Here is a 14,343-nt window from a genome sequence, read left to right as displayed (position 1 = left end):
AAGGAATGAGCATTACTATGCCAAATCCAATTGTAACCATTGACACCGGCAACGATGTCAAAATGAAAGTAGAGCTTTATCCAGACGTAGCGCCGAACACAGTGAAAAATTTTATCTCCCTGGTGCAGAAGGGCTTTTATGACGGGGTGATTTTCCATCGTGTTATTCCCGGCTTTATGATCCAGGGCGGCGATCCGCAGGGAGTCGGAATGGGCGGCCCAGGCTATTCGATCAAGGGAGAATTCGCCGCAAACGGATTCCAAAATGATCTCAAGCATACTACCGGCGTCATTTCTATGGCCCGCTCCTCCCATCCGGACAGCGCGGGTTCCCAGTTCTTTATTATGGTGGACGACGCGCCGCATCTTGACGGCCAATATGCCGCCTTTGGAAAGGTAATCGAAGGGATGGAGGAGGCCCAGCGGATCGTCAGTGCTCCGCGTGATTTCCGTGACAAGCCGAAAGAAGAACAAAAGATGGTGAAGGTCACTGTCGATACCTTCGGCGTTGATTATGATGCTCCTGAAACATTATAAAAAAACAGCAGCCTGTATATTTGCAGGCTGCTGTTTTTCTGTTCAAAAAATATGGCTGTCTCCCCAGACAGCCATCCCCTAATTTTCAGTCAATTTCTATTCTGCGAACCCGGAATCAACCAGCTTTGCCAAGCCTTCTACTGCTTCCTGTTCATCCGCTCCATCAGCAATAATTTTTATATTGTTTCCGCCGAGGATACCCAAAGACAGGACACCCAACAGGCTTTTTGCATTGACGCGGCGTTCTTCTTTTTCCACCCAGATAGAAGATTTATATTCATTTGCTTTCTGAATGAAAAAGGTGGCTGGACGCGCATGCAAGCCCACCTGATTTTGCACTTCGACATCTTTTACGTACATTTTGCTACTCTCCTTAACCAACGTAATGATTACATTCGCCGGTTCCGTATGCGCGGAACCACTTTACCAAGATAAAATCACTGAACAATTAACATTATATCACAAACTTTTTTGCCGTCAATCATTTCATCGAGATTTCAGATTTTTCGATAGATTGAACATCTTTTCCAGCAATCTGTTTATGCAAAACCCCTACAATCTTTTCAACACTTTGTGTTATATTATCCAAACTTTTCAACATTTATCCGAATTGCGCCTTTGAAATTCCTGGAACATGTCCGGTCTTTTCGTCTCGGTGCGTTTCAGGGACTGTTCCATCCGCCAGCTTTCGATATTGGCATGATGCCCCGACAGCAATACGTCCGGCACCCTTTTCCCATGCCATTCCTCCGGCCGGGTATACTGCGGATACTCCAGCAGGCCGTTATAATGGCTTTCCTGTTCAAAGCATTCGCTCCCGGACAAAACCCCGTCGCAAAGCCGGATGACGCTGTCCGCAAGCACCAGAGCCGGGAGTTCCCCGCCGGTCAGGACATAGTCTCCGATCGAGACCTCCTCATCGACAATCTCCTCAATAATCCGTTCATCAATTCCCTCATAATGTCCGCACAACAAAAACAGATGCTCCATTCGACTGTATTCGACCGCGATTTGCTGAGTCAACACCCGTCCCTGCGGAGACAGATAGATGACATGCGGCTTGTCCCCAGACAGCTCACAAACCGCCTCATAGCAGCGAAAAATCGGGTCTGCCTGCATCACCATTCCTTTTCCTCCGCCGTAAGGAGAATCGTCCACGCGGTTATGCCGATCCAGCGTATAGTCGCGGATATTATGGCAGCATACCGTCACCAGATTATTTTTCCTTGCCCTGCCGAGAATACTCTCTCCCAGCACAGCCTCGCACATTTCCGGGAACAGAGTCGCTATATCAATCCTCATCGTCAAACAATCCCTTCAGCGGAGTAATTTCCATCCTTTGGCTGTCCACATCCGTCATCCTGATCACATCAGGAATCGCCGGAATCAGGACGATCTTCCCGGCTTCATCCTTGATATGGTAAACGTCGTTCGCGCCTGTCTGAGATACCTCAACCAAAACGCCATATTCCTTCTGGGGATCTTCATAATCGACAACATGACAACCAATCAGATCCTGGATAAAGTAAGTGTTTTCCTCTAGCTCAATATCGTCGCGATTGACATACAGCACGCGGTTGCGCAGCGTCTGTGCCGTATTCATGTCGTCGATACCCTTTATCTTCAGGATTACAATATTTTTATGTGTCCTGGCCCGCTCAATCCGGAGCGGAGTTTTTCCTTTGTCAAAATAGAGTACGGCAAATTCAGTTAAAAAATCATTGGTATCGCACCAGGCCTGCACCCGAACCTCACCGGCAATCCCATGCGTTGTTACAATTTTTCCTATTTCTAAAAACTGTTTTTTCATCATCATAACCCTTACTTTCCCATGGAATTAGAGCTGGTTTTTTCTAAAGCCTCCATTAAAAATTTATCCTTTTAACAGAATCCCAGCAGGCTATCATCAGAGCTTCCCCGCTTTGATGATAGCAAAAAGGGAAGCGTAACCGCTTCCCAAATCGTTATTCGATCTCAACCGCAATTTTCTGGTCTACCCTGCTGGCTCCAGCCCGCATGACCGCACGGATCGCCTTAGCAATCCGGCCCTGCTTGCCGATAATACGACCCATATCTTCCTGAGCAACATGCAGATGGTAAACAATGACGCCTTCCTCATTCGGCTCGTCAATCTTTACTTCAACCGCATCCTTATTCTCAACAAGACCTTTCGCAATCGTCTCTAGTAATTCTTTCATCTCAAATTACCTCTTATTCAGCAACGTTTTTCAATAACTTTTTCACAGTATCGGTTGGTTGAGCACCGTTTGCGATCCATTTCTGAACTTTTTCAGCATCCACTTTTACCACAGACGGTTCTTTTGTCGGATCATAGTAGCCGATTTCTTCGATGAATCTGCCATCTCTCGGATATCTGGAATCAGCAACCACGATACGATAAAACGGTGCTTTCTTAGCTCCCATACGACGCAATCTAATTTTAACAGCCATGAACTGTCACCTCCTGAATCTTTTCATTTTTATTCAAATCTATCTTTACAGAAAGCACAAGCCCCCTGCAAGAAACAACACTGATATGCCGCTACATCATCGGCATTCCCGGCATTCCGCCGCCCATGCCGCCCGGCATCATCGGGAAACCGCCGCGCCGGCGTTTCTTTTTCCCGCCTTTTCCGCCAAGCTGCTTCATCATCTTCTGCATCATTTCAAATTGCTTCAGCAGACGGTTTACATCCTCTACCTTTGTCCCGCTTCCCGTAGCAATTCTGCGTTTTCTGCTCGGATTGATGATTTTCGGATTCTCACGTTCAGCTTTGGTCATCGAGGTAATCATCGCCTCAAGCCTTACCATCTGACGGTCATCGATATCCTCATCCTTGATTTTTCCGCCCACGCCCGGAATCATGTTCACAATCTGCTTGAGCGGCCCCATCTTTTTGATCTGGGACATATATTCCAACAGGTCATTCATGTCAAAGCTGCTTTCCTTCAGCTTATTCATCATTTCCCCTGTTTTTTTCTCGTCAATAGTGGTCTGCGCCTTTTCAATCAGGGTAAGCACATCGCCCATCCCCAGGATTCTGGAAGCCATCCGCTCTGGATGGAATGGTTCCAAATCCTCCAGCTTTTCCCCGATACCAGCAAATTTTACCGGTTTTCCGGTAACAGCCAGAACGGAAAGCGCCGCTCCGCCGCGGGTGTCGCCGTCAAGCTTTGTCAAGATAACGCCGTCAATCCCCAGCGTCTCATCAAAGCTTTTTGCCACATTTACCGCGTCCTGGCCGGTCATGGAATCGACTACCAGAAGAATTTCATGCGGTTCTACTGAAGACTTTATGTTCTTCAGCTCATTCATCAGCTCTTCATCGATGTGCAGGCGTCCGGCGGTATCCAGGATGACAATATCATTGCCGTGATCCTTGGCATGAACCACCGCTTTTTTGGCGATTTCTACCGGATCGATCTGCCCCAGCTCAAATACAGGCGCTTCCGCTTTTGCGCCAACGACCTTTAACTGGTCGATTGCAGCCGGACGGTAAACGTCACAGGCCACCAGCAGCGGACGATGTCCCTGTGCTTTAAAGTGCTTTGCAAGCTTTGCAGAGTGGGTGGTTTTACCGCTTCCCTGCAGGCCGCACATCATAATGATGCAGGGTGGTTTTGACGGGATATTGATTCTTGCATTTTCACTTCCCATCAACCGGCAAAGCTCTTCATTTACGATCTTAATGACCTGCTGCGCGGGCGTCAGGCTTTCCAGCACATCCGACCCGACAGCGCGCTCACTGACATCCTTAACAAAGTCTTTGACCACTTTATAGTTAACATCCGCCTCCAGCAATGCCAGGCGCACTTCCCGCATTGCGGTTTTGATGTCGTCCTCATTCAGCTTACCCTTTGACCTGAGTTTTTTGAATGCGGCAGTCAGCTTATCCGACAATCCTTCAAAAGCCATCTGCGAACCTCCGTTTATTGTAACCAAATCATCAATCTAAATGTTTTTCTGCAATCTCCAGAATCTTTTTGGAATCCTGAATCACGTTGACCGAATACTTATAGCGGTCACTGATCTGATAAATCTCTGCGGATAAATCGCGGATCATCTGGAAGGTTTTCTGCGTTTCCCGATAGGTCTTTAAAAGCCCAAGCTTTTCTTCCAGCTCATACAGGAATTCTTCCCCGCGCTTAATACTGTCCCGCACGCCCTGACGGGTTATTTTCTGATGTTGAGCGATTTCACCCAGCGACAAATCCTCATTATAATACAGGTCAATCAAATCCCGCTGTTTTTCTGTCAGCATTTCTCCATAAAAATCAAGCAATACTGCAACTTCCAGATTTTTACTCATTTAAAAGTCCCCCGGATTTTTTCGCTCTCACAGCAATGTAAAGAAAAAGACTTAACATCTCACATTATACACAATGTATAACAGGCTGTCAAGTCTTTTTCTTTACATTTATTTCTGCATTATTTTTGGTTTTTCCATTCAATTCGCTGAAATCCTGCTATATGTAATAATTTTCTTCCATCATCATCATAACAAAATAAAACAGACTGAATACCAGACCCACGATAGACAGGACAATCCCAGCCATCGCCATTCCTTGATTTCCACGATATTTTGAACGATGGTAAAGTCCCAACGGCAATGAAACGACCGCCAACGGAACAGAAAAGAAGCAAAAGCAGCTGCACAAAACAGACAGGATTCCCAGAATCATCGAGGCAATTGCACAACCGCTCGGTTCAGCCCGCATATAAGGCGGCTGGGGCGGATAATACTGATATTGCTGCGGGGGAGCCGGCGGTTGAAGCGGCATAACGGCGCCGCAGCTTGGACAAAATTTCTCCTGATAGGATACTTCTGTTCCGCAATATGGACATCTCATGGAAAACATCCTTTCTCACCCTCTATGATTTTTTCTTTTTCCCGAAGCCATTCTCTTCTCCTCGGATCAGACGCTTGATATTGGCGCGGTGCATGAAAATGACAATTCCGCCAATCAGCAGTGCCATAGAAGCCTCTAAATATGGATGCGGGTATTTGCCGATAAGGCGAATAATCAACACCGCGACAGGGAAGGTCACTGCAGCAGCAATCGATCCGACAGAGACATATTTCGTTAGCAGCGTCCCGATGAGAAATGCCGCTAAGCAAAACGCAAAGGATAATGGAGATAAGGCAATCAAAGCGCCGGCAGATACCAAAATGCCCTTGCCGCCCTTAAAGCCGAAAAACACCGGGAAACAGTGTCCCAGCAAACCGCAGAATGCACAGAGATATTCTCCCACAAAGAAATCTGGTTGCTTTGCCACAAAAACAAACAGGGCGCGTGCGATCAGCACGGCAAACAGTCCCTTTGAAAAGTCTCCCAGCAGCGTAAGGGCGGCCGGCCCCTTTCCCAATGTACGCAGGACATTGGTCATGCCGGCGTTTCCGCTGCCGCAGCTTCTGATATCCTTATGGGCAAAGCCCTTGGTAATAATCAGCGCAAAATTGACACTTCCCAGCAAATAGGCGATTATCATTGAAACCAGCAGACAAAGTATGGTCACTAGCATGGTTTTCCCTCCAAACTATTTCGTGTCTTTTGTATCACGCTCCCGGACAATAAACCGGATGGGCGTTCCTTTTAGGCCAAAGGATTCCCGGATCTGATTTTCGATATACCTCTGATAGGAAAAATGGAACAGGTCAGCACGGTTCACAAAAGCAACAAAGGTAGGCGGGTTGGTGCTCGGTTGAGTCATATAATAAATTTTCAAGCGGCGGCCCTTATCAGACGGAGGCTGTACCCTTGCCGTGCAATATGCAAGCAGATCGTTCAGTACACCGGTCGTAATCCGGATAGAGTTCTGTTTCTTTACCTCACAGATCAGTTCAAAGAGCTTATTGAGCCGCTGTCCGGTTTGGGCAGAAATAAAAATGAATGGAGCATAGGACATAAAGCTGAACGCTTTTTCCAGGTCAGAGGTCATCTCCCGCATGGTCTTATCCGTTTTATTTTCCACAGCATCCCATTTGTTGACCGCGATAATACAGGCCTTTCCCTGTTCATGCGCATAGCCCGCAATCTTGCTGTCCTGCTCGGTAAAGCCTTCGTTCGCATCGATCATGATGACGCAGACGTCGCTTCGGTCTACCGCCATATGCGCGCGCAGGACGCTGTACCGTTCAATGTTTTCCAGCACCTTAGATTTTCGGCGGATTCCGGCCGTATCAATGAAAACAAACTTCCCATGTTCATTCTCGACCACAGTATCCACTGCATCGCGGGTCGTTCCGGCGATATTGGACACAATTGCCCGTTCTTCTCTGGCCAGCTTATTGATCAGGGAGGATTTTCCGACATTCGGTTTTCCAATCACCGCTACACGGATAAATTCCTCTCCGTATTCGTCCTCTTCATGCTCCGGCAGCAGCTCATAAACAGCATCCAGCAGGTCTCCGGTTCCGTGCCCATGTGCCGCAGAAAGCTGAATCGGTTCGCCCAGTCCCAGGTTATAAAACTCATAAAACTCTAACGGCGGTTCTCCAACCGAGTCGCACTTATTCACGCACAGCAGGATTGGTTTTCCCGTTTTCATCAGCATCTCCGCCACCTCGTGATCGGTCGCAGTCAAGCCGTCTTTCATATCGGTCAGCAGGATCGTCACATCTGCTGTATCAATCGCAATCTGTGCCTGACGACGCATCTGCTGGAGAATCACATCGTCCGATTTCGGCTCAATTCCGCCGGTATCCACCAGCATAAACTGTTTCCCGCGCCATTCGCAGGGTGCATAAATCCGGTCTCGTGTCACGCCCGGCGTATCCTCCACAATGGAAAGGCGCTGGCCGATCAATTTATTAAACAAGGTAGATTTCCCGACATTCGGCCGGCCAACTACCGCTACAATTGGTTTTGCCATCTCTTTGTATTCCTTTCTGGATCAGAGAACAATCTCGTTTCTCGGCTCCTTAGCCCTGTACCACCTCTACATACCGGCACAGTCCTGTCTTTTCCTTCCTCTAAATCTTATTCAGGTTCTGTTTTCAGAATACCTTATGATATTCTGCTCCCAGCCAGCTTGACGTACTCTTTTTCGTTCCCGCTTTTCAGAAAGCGTGTGCCCTGCCAAGCCAATCCTATGGTTTAAATTATGCCACTTTTCTCCGATTCCGTCAACCAGTTCTGCTAGGAAAAATGCGGCGCGTGTTTCGGTCTGCGTCTACATTTTAAAAAAATGCCGCTTGTGTTTGACAAGCGGCATTTTTCTGTTCATGAACTTCTTTACCGGCTATCTTCCAAGCCGCTTTGCTCCAGAAGCATTTTGCAATTATGCTTCTTTGTTGATAACCTGAACACCTTTGTAGTATCCACAGCTACCACATACTTTATGCGGGGCTTTTAATTCACCACACTGCGGACATTTTGACAATGCCGGCGCATCCAATTTCCATACGCTGGAACGTCTTTTATCTCTTCTAGCTTTTGATACCTTTCTCTTTGGTACTGCCATGGTTGGGCACCTCCTTCAACAGATTACACAATGGTTTATTTCAGCAGCTCACCCAGCGCCGCAAGACGCGGATCAACTATTTTTTCGGCTGTTTTACAGCAATCACAACTGCCGTGGTTCAGATTCTGTCCACAATGCTCGCACAAGCCTTTACAGTCTTCGCTGCATAGCAGCTTCGATGGTAGATACAACAAAATATCATCCAGCACCAACTCGTCCAAATCCAGGACAAAGTCGGGAAGCAGGATATATTCGTCGTTGTCTGTATTCAGCTTGTTCACCAGCACATGTTCATTCGAAACATGATCATTCCGTTCAAACTCATCCAAACATCTGTCACATTGGAGCCGCAGCGTAAAATCCGCCCGGTAACGGAGCGTTACTACACCAGCCCGGTTTTCAATTTTCCCAGAAACCACAACTGGCCGGATAAAGGGTTTTCCGCCAAAAAGCTCATACTCTGACAGGTTCAAACGGTAGTCAATTTCCTGAACCTCGCCAACAACTTCAAAGAGTTGCTTTAGATCATAGGACATAAAGACACCTCATCATGCTGTGCCATAATATTATAATACACTGTGACACAATTTGTCAATAATAAAATCCAACAATTTAAAATCCCGGGCGGCATTCCAGCAGTTTCCCCAGCTTTTCCGCCTGCCGAAGGAACGTTTTCTCACAAAATGACCGACTGCAAGTCAGCAGCCGGTCATTCTTCTTGCGATTTCCCGATTACAGATATGCCTTGAGGCTTTCCGGAAGATTCTCCGGATCAGTTGATACAGTGAGGGTGATCGCAACATCATCCTTCACAATTCCCTGTACCTTTTCCACCATGGTTGCCAATGCATCCAAATCACGGTTGCCAATTCTCAAAATCCCATCGACAAAAATATCGGTAATATCATAGTTCCCAGCTAATACACCACAGATAAACCCATAAAACTGGTCATATCCATTGATATCATAATCGTCCGCATGTACCAAACGGACAGAAGGTTTAATCGAAAAATTCAGGTTCATCGCCTTTTCTATGCACACAACGCTGCCTGTAGAGGTCTCCGCAGCCTTATTTACCAGATCAATCAACACTTTCGTTTTGCCGGATCCTTTGCTTCCTACGATCAATTTAATCATATCAGTTCCTCCTAATAATCACAGCCGGTCTGGCCGCTTGATTTATGATAACATCCTGACTAATCGGATGTTCGGGACTTTATTTCAGTTTTTCCAGGAGCGCTTCCTTTTCACTTTCATAACCTGGTTTTCCAAGCAGCGCAAACATATTCTTTTTATAGCTTTCTACGCCCGGCTGGTCAAACGGATTGACTCCCAGCAGATATCCGGAAACAGCGCATGCCTTTTCAAAGAAATAGATCAGATATCCCAGCTCAAATTCATTCATCTCCGGGATTTCCAGAATCATATTCGGCGTTCCGCCTTCCGTATGCGCGATTACAGTGCCTTCCAGCGCCTTATGGTTGATAACCGACATATTCTGGTTTGACAGGAAATTCAGTCCGTCCAGATTATCCGGGTCATCCTTGACAAAGAAATCCTGCTTCGGCTTTTGAATGTCGACTACTGTTTCAAACATCACCCTGGAGCCGTCCTGGATAAACTGTCCCAGAGAATGCAGGTCAGTGGAGAAGGTGGCGGAAGAAGGATAAATTCCTTTTTGGTCTTTCCCTTCGCTCTCCCCGAAAAGCTGTTTAAACCATTCGGTCATCATAGTAAACGCCGGGTCATAGCTGACCAGCATTTCTACCGATTTCCCTTTTGCATGGAGGATATTGCGGTAAGCCGCATAACGGTAGCAGTCATTCTCTGCGAGGCCAGGAGCAGCATACGCGTCCTGTGCAGCCTTTGCTCCGTCCATCAGCGCCTGGATATCACAGCCACTAACCGCAATCGGCAGCAGCCCAACCGGAGTCAATACCGAGAACCGGCCGCCGACATCATCCGGGATGACAAACGTTTCATAACCTTCTTTGTCTGAGAGCTCTTTCAGCGTTCCCCGCGCCTTGTCGGTTGTCGCGTAAATCCTGCCCTTTGCGCCTTCTTTTCCGTACTTTGTTTCCAGAAGCTCCCGGAACACCCGGAATGCCAGTGCCGGCTCGGTTGTTGTACCGGACTTGGAAATAACATTTACAGAAATATCTTTTCCGTCGCAGATAGAGAGAATTTCATTGAGATAGGTCGGGTTAATATTATTCCCAACAAAATAGATATCCGGCGTATCCTTTTTCAGGTTATTGTACATCGGGGAGCGCAATAGCTCGATAACCGCCCTCGCGCCCAGATAGGACCCGCCTATCCCGATTACAACCAACACCTCGGAATCCGCCTGGATTTTTTGCGCCGCCTTTTGAATTCGGGCAAATTCTTCCCGGTCATAATCTGCCGGCAAGGTAATCCAGCCCAGGAAATCATTCCCAAGACCCGTTTTATCATGAAGCTTTTGATGGGCCGCGTTCACAAGCGGCTGCATCCCTTTTAATTCATGATCGCGGACAAATGCAGTCAAGTGCTTTTCATTTAAAGTCACCGACACCTATAATACCCCCATCCAAATTTGTGTAAAATTTATTTTCATTCTTCTTTAAAACTATATTATTATTCTACTATAAACAGCCTCCTTTTTCAAGTCTCACAGCCTACATTTTAAATAAAATTGTTTGTGCAAACTGTGAACTTTTTCTGTCCGTTCACACAGAAAAAGCTGCCGGCATTCTGCCGGCAGCTTCCTACATCGTAAATATTCTATAAAAAATCATTTGGATCGCAGACCACACAGTTCGCTTTGTGACAGATTCTGCTGCTTTATATTCATAAGCCCCCACTTCTTTCCCATCTAAAGTAACAACCGTCTTTCCAACCACAGCACCCTCCTCCACCGGCGCGGTGACAGATTCTTCCAGCTCGGTTTTTATTTCCAGATTAGGCTCTGCGCCTTTTTTAATAACAACCGGGGCAGCCTGTTCTGCCGGAGGGACTACGGCGACAGCGCCCTGCGTTCCCATCTTCACGGGAATCTCGCCCGGCTGCTCAAAGGTCACCTCCGGGCGGTAAAGGTCATAATGCGCAAACGCATAGTCCAAAAGCTCCTTGCTTTCTTGAAACCGCGTTTTGCTGTCGCTCTCTCCGAGTACAACTGCGATGACCGTCATCCCGTTGCGGGTGGCCGCAGAGCTCAGGCAATGTCCCGCTGTCTGGGTATAGCCGGTTTTCAGGCCGATGCATCCGTCGTATTCTCGGACAAGGGCATTTGAATTGCGCATCATATATTCATTGGTATCAGAACGGATAGGATACCGGTCGGTCGAGGTGAATTCTGAGGCCTGTTCAAATGACAGAAGAAATCTGCTCATCAGGGCGATATCCCGCGCAGTGGTCAGATGGCCCTCCGCCGGCAAGCCGTTTGTATTTTCAAAATGAGTGTTTTCCATATGCAGCTCTTTTGCCTTCTGATTCATCATCTCAACGAACGCCGCTTCGCTTCCGCCCCCGACATATTCTCCCAAGGCAACCGCCGCATCATTTGCCGAGGCTACAGCAACTGCCATCAGCAGATCATAGACCGACATCTGTTCCCCGTCGTCCAGGTTAATCTGTGTGCCTCCCATTTCCTTGGCACGGGCAGTTGCCGTTACCATATCGTCCAGCTTGATTTTCCCTTTTGATACCTGCTCCAAAACCAAGGCCATCGTCATTACCTTAGTAACAGAAGCTGGTTCGAGTTTTTCATCCGCGTTTTTTTCAAACAATACTGTTCCTGTTTCCTGTTCGATCAGAATCGCCGCTTTTGCGTTTACAGCCAATTCCGTTTTTTTCTCTGCCGTACCCTCTTCTTCTGCTGAAACCGGCATCATACAGCCAACACATACCAGAAGCGACACCATCGCCGCCAAGAAGCGTTTTCCCATTTCGCTGGTCATTCCTTTCTCCGGAGCGTATCCCATCTCTGTAAAGCGCCGTCCCTGTACAGAGATATTTCCCTCCTGTCATGGTATCATATATATGAAATGCCCACTGAAAACTATGCTACCTTACAGCCGTTTTTTCTGAATGCCGTTCCGTTCAGCCATTCTTTCATTGTTTCCGCACCTTTTCTGATCAATATAACAAAAAGCCGGAGAACGCACTTCTCCGGCTTAATCGGCCAGCTATTTTTCCATCAATTTTACTAATACTGCTTTCTGCGCATGGAGACGGTTCTCCGCTTCTTCAAAAATCTCGTCTGCGTGCGCTTCAAATACGTCCTCTGCGATCTCCTCGCCGCGGTGAGCAGGCAGACAATGCAGCACCATAGCGTCCTTTTTCGCCGTTTCCATCAGAGAACGGTTAATCTGGTAGGTTCCGGCAAATACTTCCTGACGGGCTTTTGCTTCGCCCTCCTGTCCCATGGATGCCCAAACGTCGGTAATCATAACATCGGCATTCTTCGCCGCTTCCATTACATCAGAAGTCAAAAGGAACCTATCGCCATATTCCTTAGCAAATTCCAGCACCGCCGGATCCGGATGATATCCATCCGGGCAGGCAACGCTAACCTGCATCCCAACCTTCAGGCAGCCGACGATCAGAGAATTGGCCATGTTGTTTCCATCCCCGACATAGCACATCTTCAACCCTTGAAAACTGCCCTTAAACTCACGGATTGTCATCAGGTCGGCCAAAATCTGGCAGGGATGGCAGAAATCCGTAAGCCCGTTAATAATCGGAATAGAACCGTACTTTGCCAGATCCTCTACCTCTTTCTGTTCAAAGGTTCGGATCATGATTCCATCCAGATAGCGGGAAAGAACCCTTGCGGTATCCTGCACCGGTTCTCCGCGCCCGATTTGCAAATCATTGGAACTCAGAAACAGGGCATATCCGCCAAGCTGGTACATCCCGGTTTCAAAGGAAACCCGAGTCCGGGTAGACGCCTTCTGGAAAATCATTCCCAGTGTTTTCCCTTTCAGGCGGTGATGCTGGATTCCATGCTTCTGCTCATATTTTAACTGATCAGCCAGATTCAATAAACTAAAAATCTCCTCTGTGCTTAAATCCAACATCTTTAATAAGTGCTTCATCTTGATCATCCTTCCTTTCTGATCGCCGGAATACCATCCGGTTCCAATGATATAACGCTCAGACATAGAATATTTTTAAAGGAGAGGCTCCTCATATTCCAGCAGGATTCCCCGCAAAATTTCAAGCCCCTTTAACAGCTCGTCGTCTGTGATATTCAAAGGCGGCAGCAGCCGGATTTTCTCCTTCGCAGTCAGTACCATCAATCCGCTCTTTAAGCATTTTTGCGCGATTTCCTTTGCCGCCTGGGTACGCAGCTTAATTCCCACCATCAGGCCAAGCCCATTCAGGGATTCTACTTCCCTAATCCCCATCAGCGCATCCTTGATCATCAGAGATTTACGGCGCACCTCTTCCAGGAACACCTCGCTCGCAATCCGGTTGACGCATACATTTGCTCCCGCGCATACAACCGGGTTTCCGCCAAAGGTCGAGCCATGGTCGCCATAGGAAAGCACGCCGGAGGTTTTTTCATTGCAGAGGACAGCGCCAATCGGGAGTCCTCCCCCCAACCCTTTGGCAAGGGTGGTGATATCCGGTTTGATTCCAAACTGTTCGCTGGCCAAAAAGGTACCCGTCCTTCCGACGCCGGTCTGAACCTCGTCGGCGATGGTCAGGATATCCTTCTTCTCGCACAGGGAAATAAGCCCCTGCAGAAAGGCCTCATCCAACGGGATTACTCCGCCTTCTCCCTGCACACATTCAAACATGACAGCACAGATGCTGTCGTCCAGTTTTGAAACGACGTCAACAAGGTCGTTTGCTTCGGCAAAGACAAAGCCCTCAGTAAACGGGAAGAAATAGTTGTGAAACACATCCTGTCCCGTAGCTGAAAGGGTAGTCACTGTCCTCCCGTGGAAGGAATTCCTCAGGCAGACAATCTTATTTCTTCCTTCTCCGTATTTGTCAAAGCTGTATTTTCTTGCCACTTTAATTGCGGCTTCATTGGCCTCGGCGCCGGAATTTCCAAAGAACACCTTGTCATACCCGGTTGCCTCACACAGACGGTCTGCCAGCTCTACACAGGGTGCGGTATAATAGAGGTTGCTGGTATGCTGCAGCCTTCCCGCCTGGGCAGACACAACCTGCACCCATTCATCGTCGCAGTACCCCAGAGAGTTGACGCCGATCCCAGAGGTAAAGTCAATATAAGACTTTCCCTCTTCGTCCCAGCAGGTCGCGCTCTTTCCGCTGACAATCGCCAGGTCAAACCGTGCATATGTCCCTACAATCTGTTTTTTGTCATGTTCTTTAATCGCGCTCATG

18 protein-coding genes are annotated in these 14,343 nt (G+C 47.8%); 1 reads left to right on the top strand and 17 read right to left on the bottom strand.

Annotation, left to right across the window (positions count from 1 at the left end):
* Nucleotides 1-17: 17 nt before the first annotated feature.
* A complete protein-coding gene (locus CZ360_RS05150) occupies nucleotides 18-536 on the top strand; it encodes a peptidylprolyl isomerase (RefSeq protein ID WP_077533136.1) in 519 nt (172 codons plus the stop codon).
* A gap of 96 nt (nucleotides 537-632) precedes the next feature.
* On the opposite strand, the gene CZ360_RS05145 is transcribed toward CZ360_RS05150, so the two are convergent.
* The 17 genes from CZ360_RS05145 to CZ360_RS05065 all read right to left on the bottom strand — a co-directional run bounded on the left by CZ360_RS05145 (nucleotide 633) and on the right by CZ360_RS05065 (nucleotide 14,342).
* Nucleotides 633-896: an HPr family phosphocarrier protein gene (locus CZ360_RS05145; protein WP_077533135.1), complete on the bottom strand. Its 264-nt coding sequence runs from the start codon at nucleotides 894-896 to the stop codon at nucleotides 633-635.
* 234 nt (nucleotides 897-1,130) lie between these two features.
* Nucleotides 1,131-1,838 carry a tRNA (guanosine(37)-N1)-methyltransferase TrmD gene (trmD, locus tag CZ360_RS05140; protein WP_077533134.1) on the bottom strand — a complete coding sequence of 236 codons (708 nt, stop codon included), beginning with the start codon at nucleotides 1,836-1,838 and terminating at the stop codon, nucleotides 1,131-1,133.
* Nucleotides 1,828-2,352, bottom strand: coding sequence for a ribosome maturation factor RimM (gene rimM / locus CZ360_RS05135; RefSeq protein ID WP_324612699.1), 525 nt, complete (start codon nucleotides 2,350-2,352; stop codon nucleotides 1,828-1,830). The genes trmD and rimM overlap by 11 nt, the downstream gene beginning before the upstream one ends.
* A 148-nt stretch (nucleotides 2,353-2,500) precedes the next feature.
* On the bottom strand, nucleotides 2,501-2,734 hold the full coding sequence (locus tag CZ360_RS05130) for a KH domain-containing protein (RefSeq protein ID WP_077533132.1): 234 nt from the start codon (nucleotides 2,732-2,734) through the stop codon (nucleotides 2,501-2,503).
* 13 nt (nucleotides 2,735-2,747) lie between these two features.
* A complete protein-coding gene (gene rpsP, locus CZ360_RS05125) occupies nucleotides 2,748-2,987 on the bottom strand; it encodes a 30S ribosomal protein S16 (protein ID WP_077533131.1) in 240 nt (79 codons plus the stop codon).
* 91 nt (nucleotides 2,988-3,078) lie between these two features.
* Nucleotides 3,079-4,452 carry a signal recognition particle protein gene (gene ffh / locus CZ360_RS05120; protein WP_077533130.1) on the bottom strand — a complete coding sequence of 458 codons (1,374 nt, stop codon included), beginning with the start codon at nucleotides 4,450-4,452 and terminating at the stop codon, nucleotides 3,079-3,081.
* A 31-nt stretch (nucleotides 4,453-4,483) separates the two neighbouring features.
* The gene (gene ylxM, locus CZ360_RS05115) at nucleotides 4,484-4,846 is read right to left on the bottom strand and encodes a YlxM family DNA-binding protein (protein WP_077533129.1); all 363 of its coding nucleotides are present in this window, start codon (nucleotides 4,844-4,846) and stop codon (nucleotides 4,484-4,486) included.
* 157 nt (nucleotides 4,847-5,003) lie between these two features.
* A complete protein-coding gene (locus CZ360_RS05110; protein ID WP_083712055.1) occupies nucleotides 5,004-5,387 on the bottom strand; it encodes a DUF4190 domain-containing protein in 384 nt (127 codons plus the stop codon).
* Between the two features lie 22 nt (nucleotides 5,388-5,409).
* On the bottom strand, nucleotides 5,410-6,060 hold the full coding sequence (gene plsY, locus CZ360_RS05105) for a glycerol-3-phosphate 1-O-acyltransferase PlsY (protein ID WP_077533127.1): 651 nt from the start codon (nucleotides 6,058-6,060) through the stop codon (nucleotides 5,410-5,412).
* Between the two features lie 15 nt (nucleotides 6,061-6,075).
* Nucleotides 6,076-7,410 carry a ribosome biogenesis GTPase Der gene (gene der, locus CZ360_RS05100; protein ID WP_077533126.1) on the bottom strand — a complete coding sequence of 445 codons (1,335 nt, stop codon included), beginning with the start codon at nucleotides 7,408-7,410 and terminating at the stop codon, nucleotides 6,076-6,078.
* A 408-nt stretch (nucleotides 7,411-7,818) separates the two neighbouring features.
* Nucleotides 7,819-8,001, bottom strand: a complete 183-nt coding sequence (gene rpmF, locus CZ360_RS05095; RefSeq protein WP_077533125.1) for a 50S ribosomal protein L32 — start codon at nucleotides 7,999-8,001, stop codon at nucleotides 7,819-7,821.
* 35 nt (nucleotides 8,002-8,036) lie between these two features.
* Nucleotides 8,037-8,537, bottom strand: a complete 501-nt coding sequence (locus CZ360_RS05090) for a YceD family protein (protein ID WP_077533124.1) — start codon at nucleotides 8,535-8,537, stop codon at nucleotides 8,037-8,039.
* A 196-nt stretch (nucleotides 8,538-8,733) separates the two neighbouring features.
* On the bottom strand, nucleotides 8,734-9,138 hold the full coding sequence (locus CZ360_RS05085) for a hypothetical protein (RefSeq protein ID WP_077533123.1): 405 nt from the start codon (nucleotides 9,136-9,138) through the stop codon (nucleotides 8,734-8,736).
* A gap of 79 nt (nucleotides 9,139-9,217) precedes the next feature.
* Nucleotides 9,218-10,555, bottom strand: a complete 1,338-nt coding sequence (locus CZ360_RS05080) for a glucose-6-phosphate isomerase (protein ID WP_077533122.1) — start codon at nucleotides 10,553-10,555, stop codon at nucleotides 9,218-9,220.
* A gap of 193 nt (nucleotides 10,556-10,748) precedes the next feature.
* Nucleotides 10,749-11,963 (bottom strand): D-alanyl-D-alanine carboxypeptidase family protein, encoded by a 1,215-nt coding sequence (locus tag CZ360_RS05075; RefSeq protein ID WP_077533121.1) that lies wholly within the window; start codon nucleotides 11,961-11,963, stop codon nucleotides 10,749-10,751.
* Nucleotides 11,964-12,167: 204 nt separating this feature from the next.
* Nucleotides 12,168-13,079: an ornithine carbamoyltransferase gene (gene argF, locus CZ360_RS05070; protein WP_077533761.1), complete on the bottom strand. Its 912-nt coding sequence runs from the start codon at nucleotides 13,077-13,079 to the stop codon at nucleotides 12,168-12,170.
* A 75-nt stretch (nucleotides 13,080-13,154) separates the two neighbouring features.
* On the bottom strand, nucleotides 13,155-14,342 hold the full coding sequence (locus tag CZ360_RS05065; protein ID WP_077533760.1) for an aspartate aminotransferase family protein: 1,188 nt from the start codon (nucleotides 14,340-14,342) through the stop codon (nucleotides 13,155-13,157).
* Nucleotide 14,343: the final 1 nt, after the last annotated feature.

Origin of the sequence: Massiliimalia massiliensis (genome assembly GCF_900155615.1) — a bacterium.
Taxonomy (GTDB): Bacteria; Bacillota; Clostridia; order Oscillospirales; family Ruminococcaceae; genus Massiliimalia; species Massiliimalia massiliensis.
The sequence above is the reverse complement of the archived record's forward strand: the minus strand, read 5'-3'. Positions and strand labels throughout refer to the sequence as shown.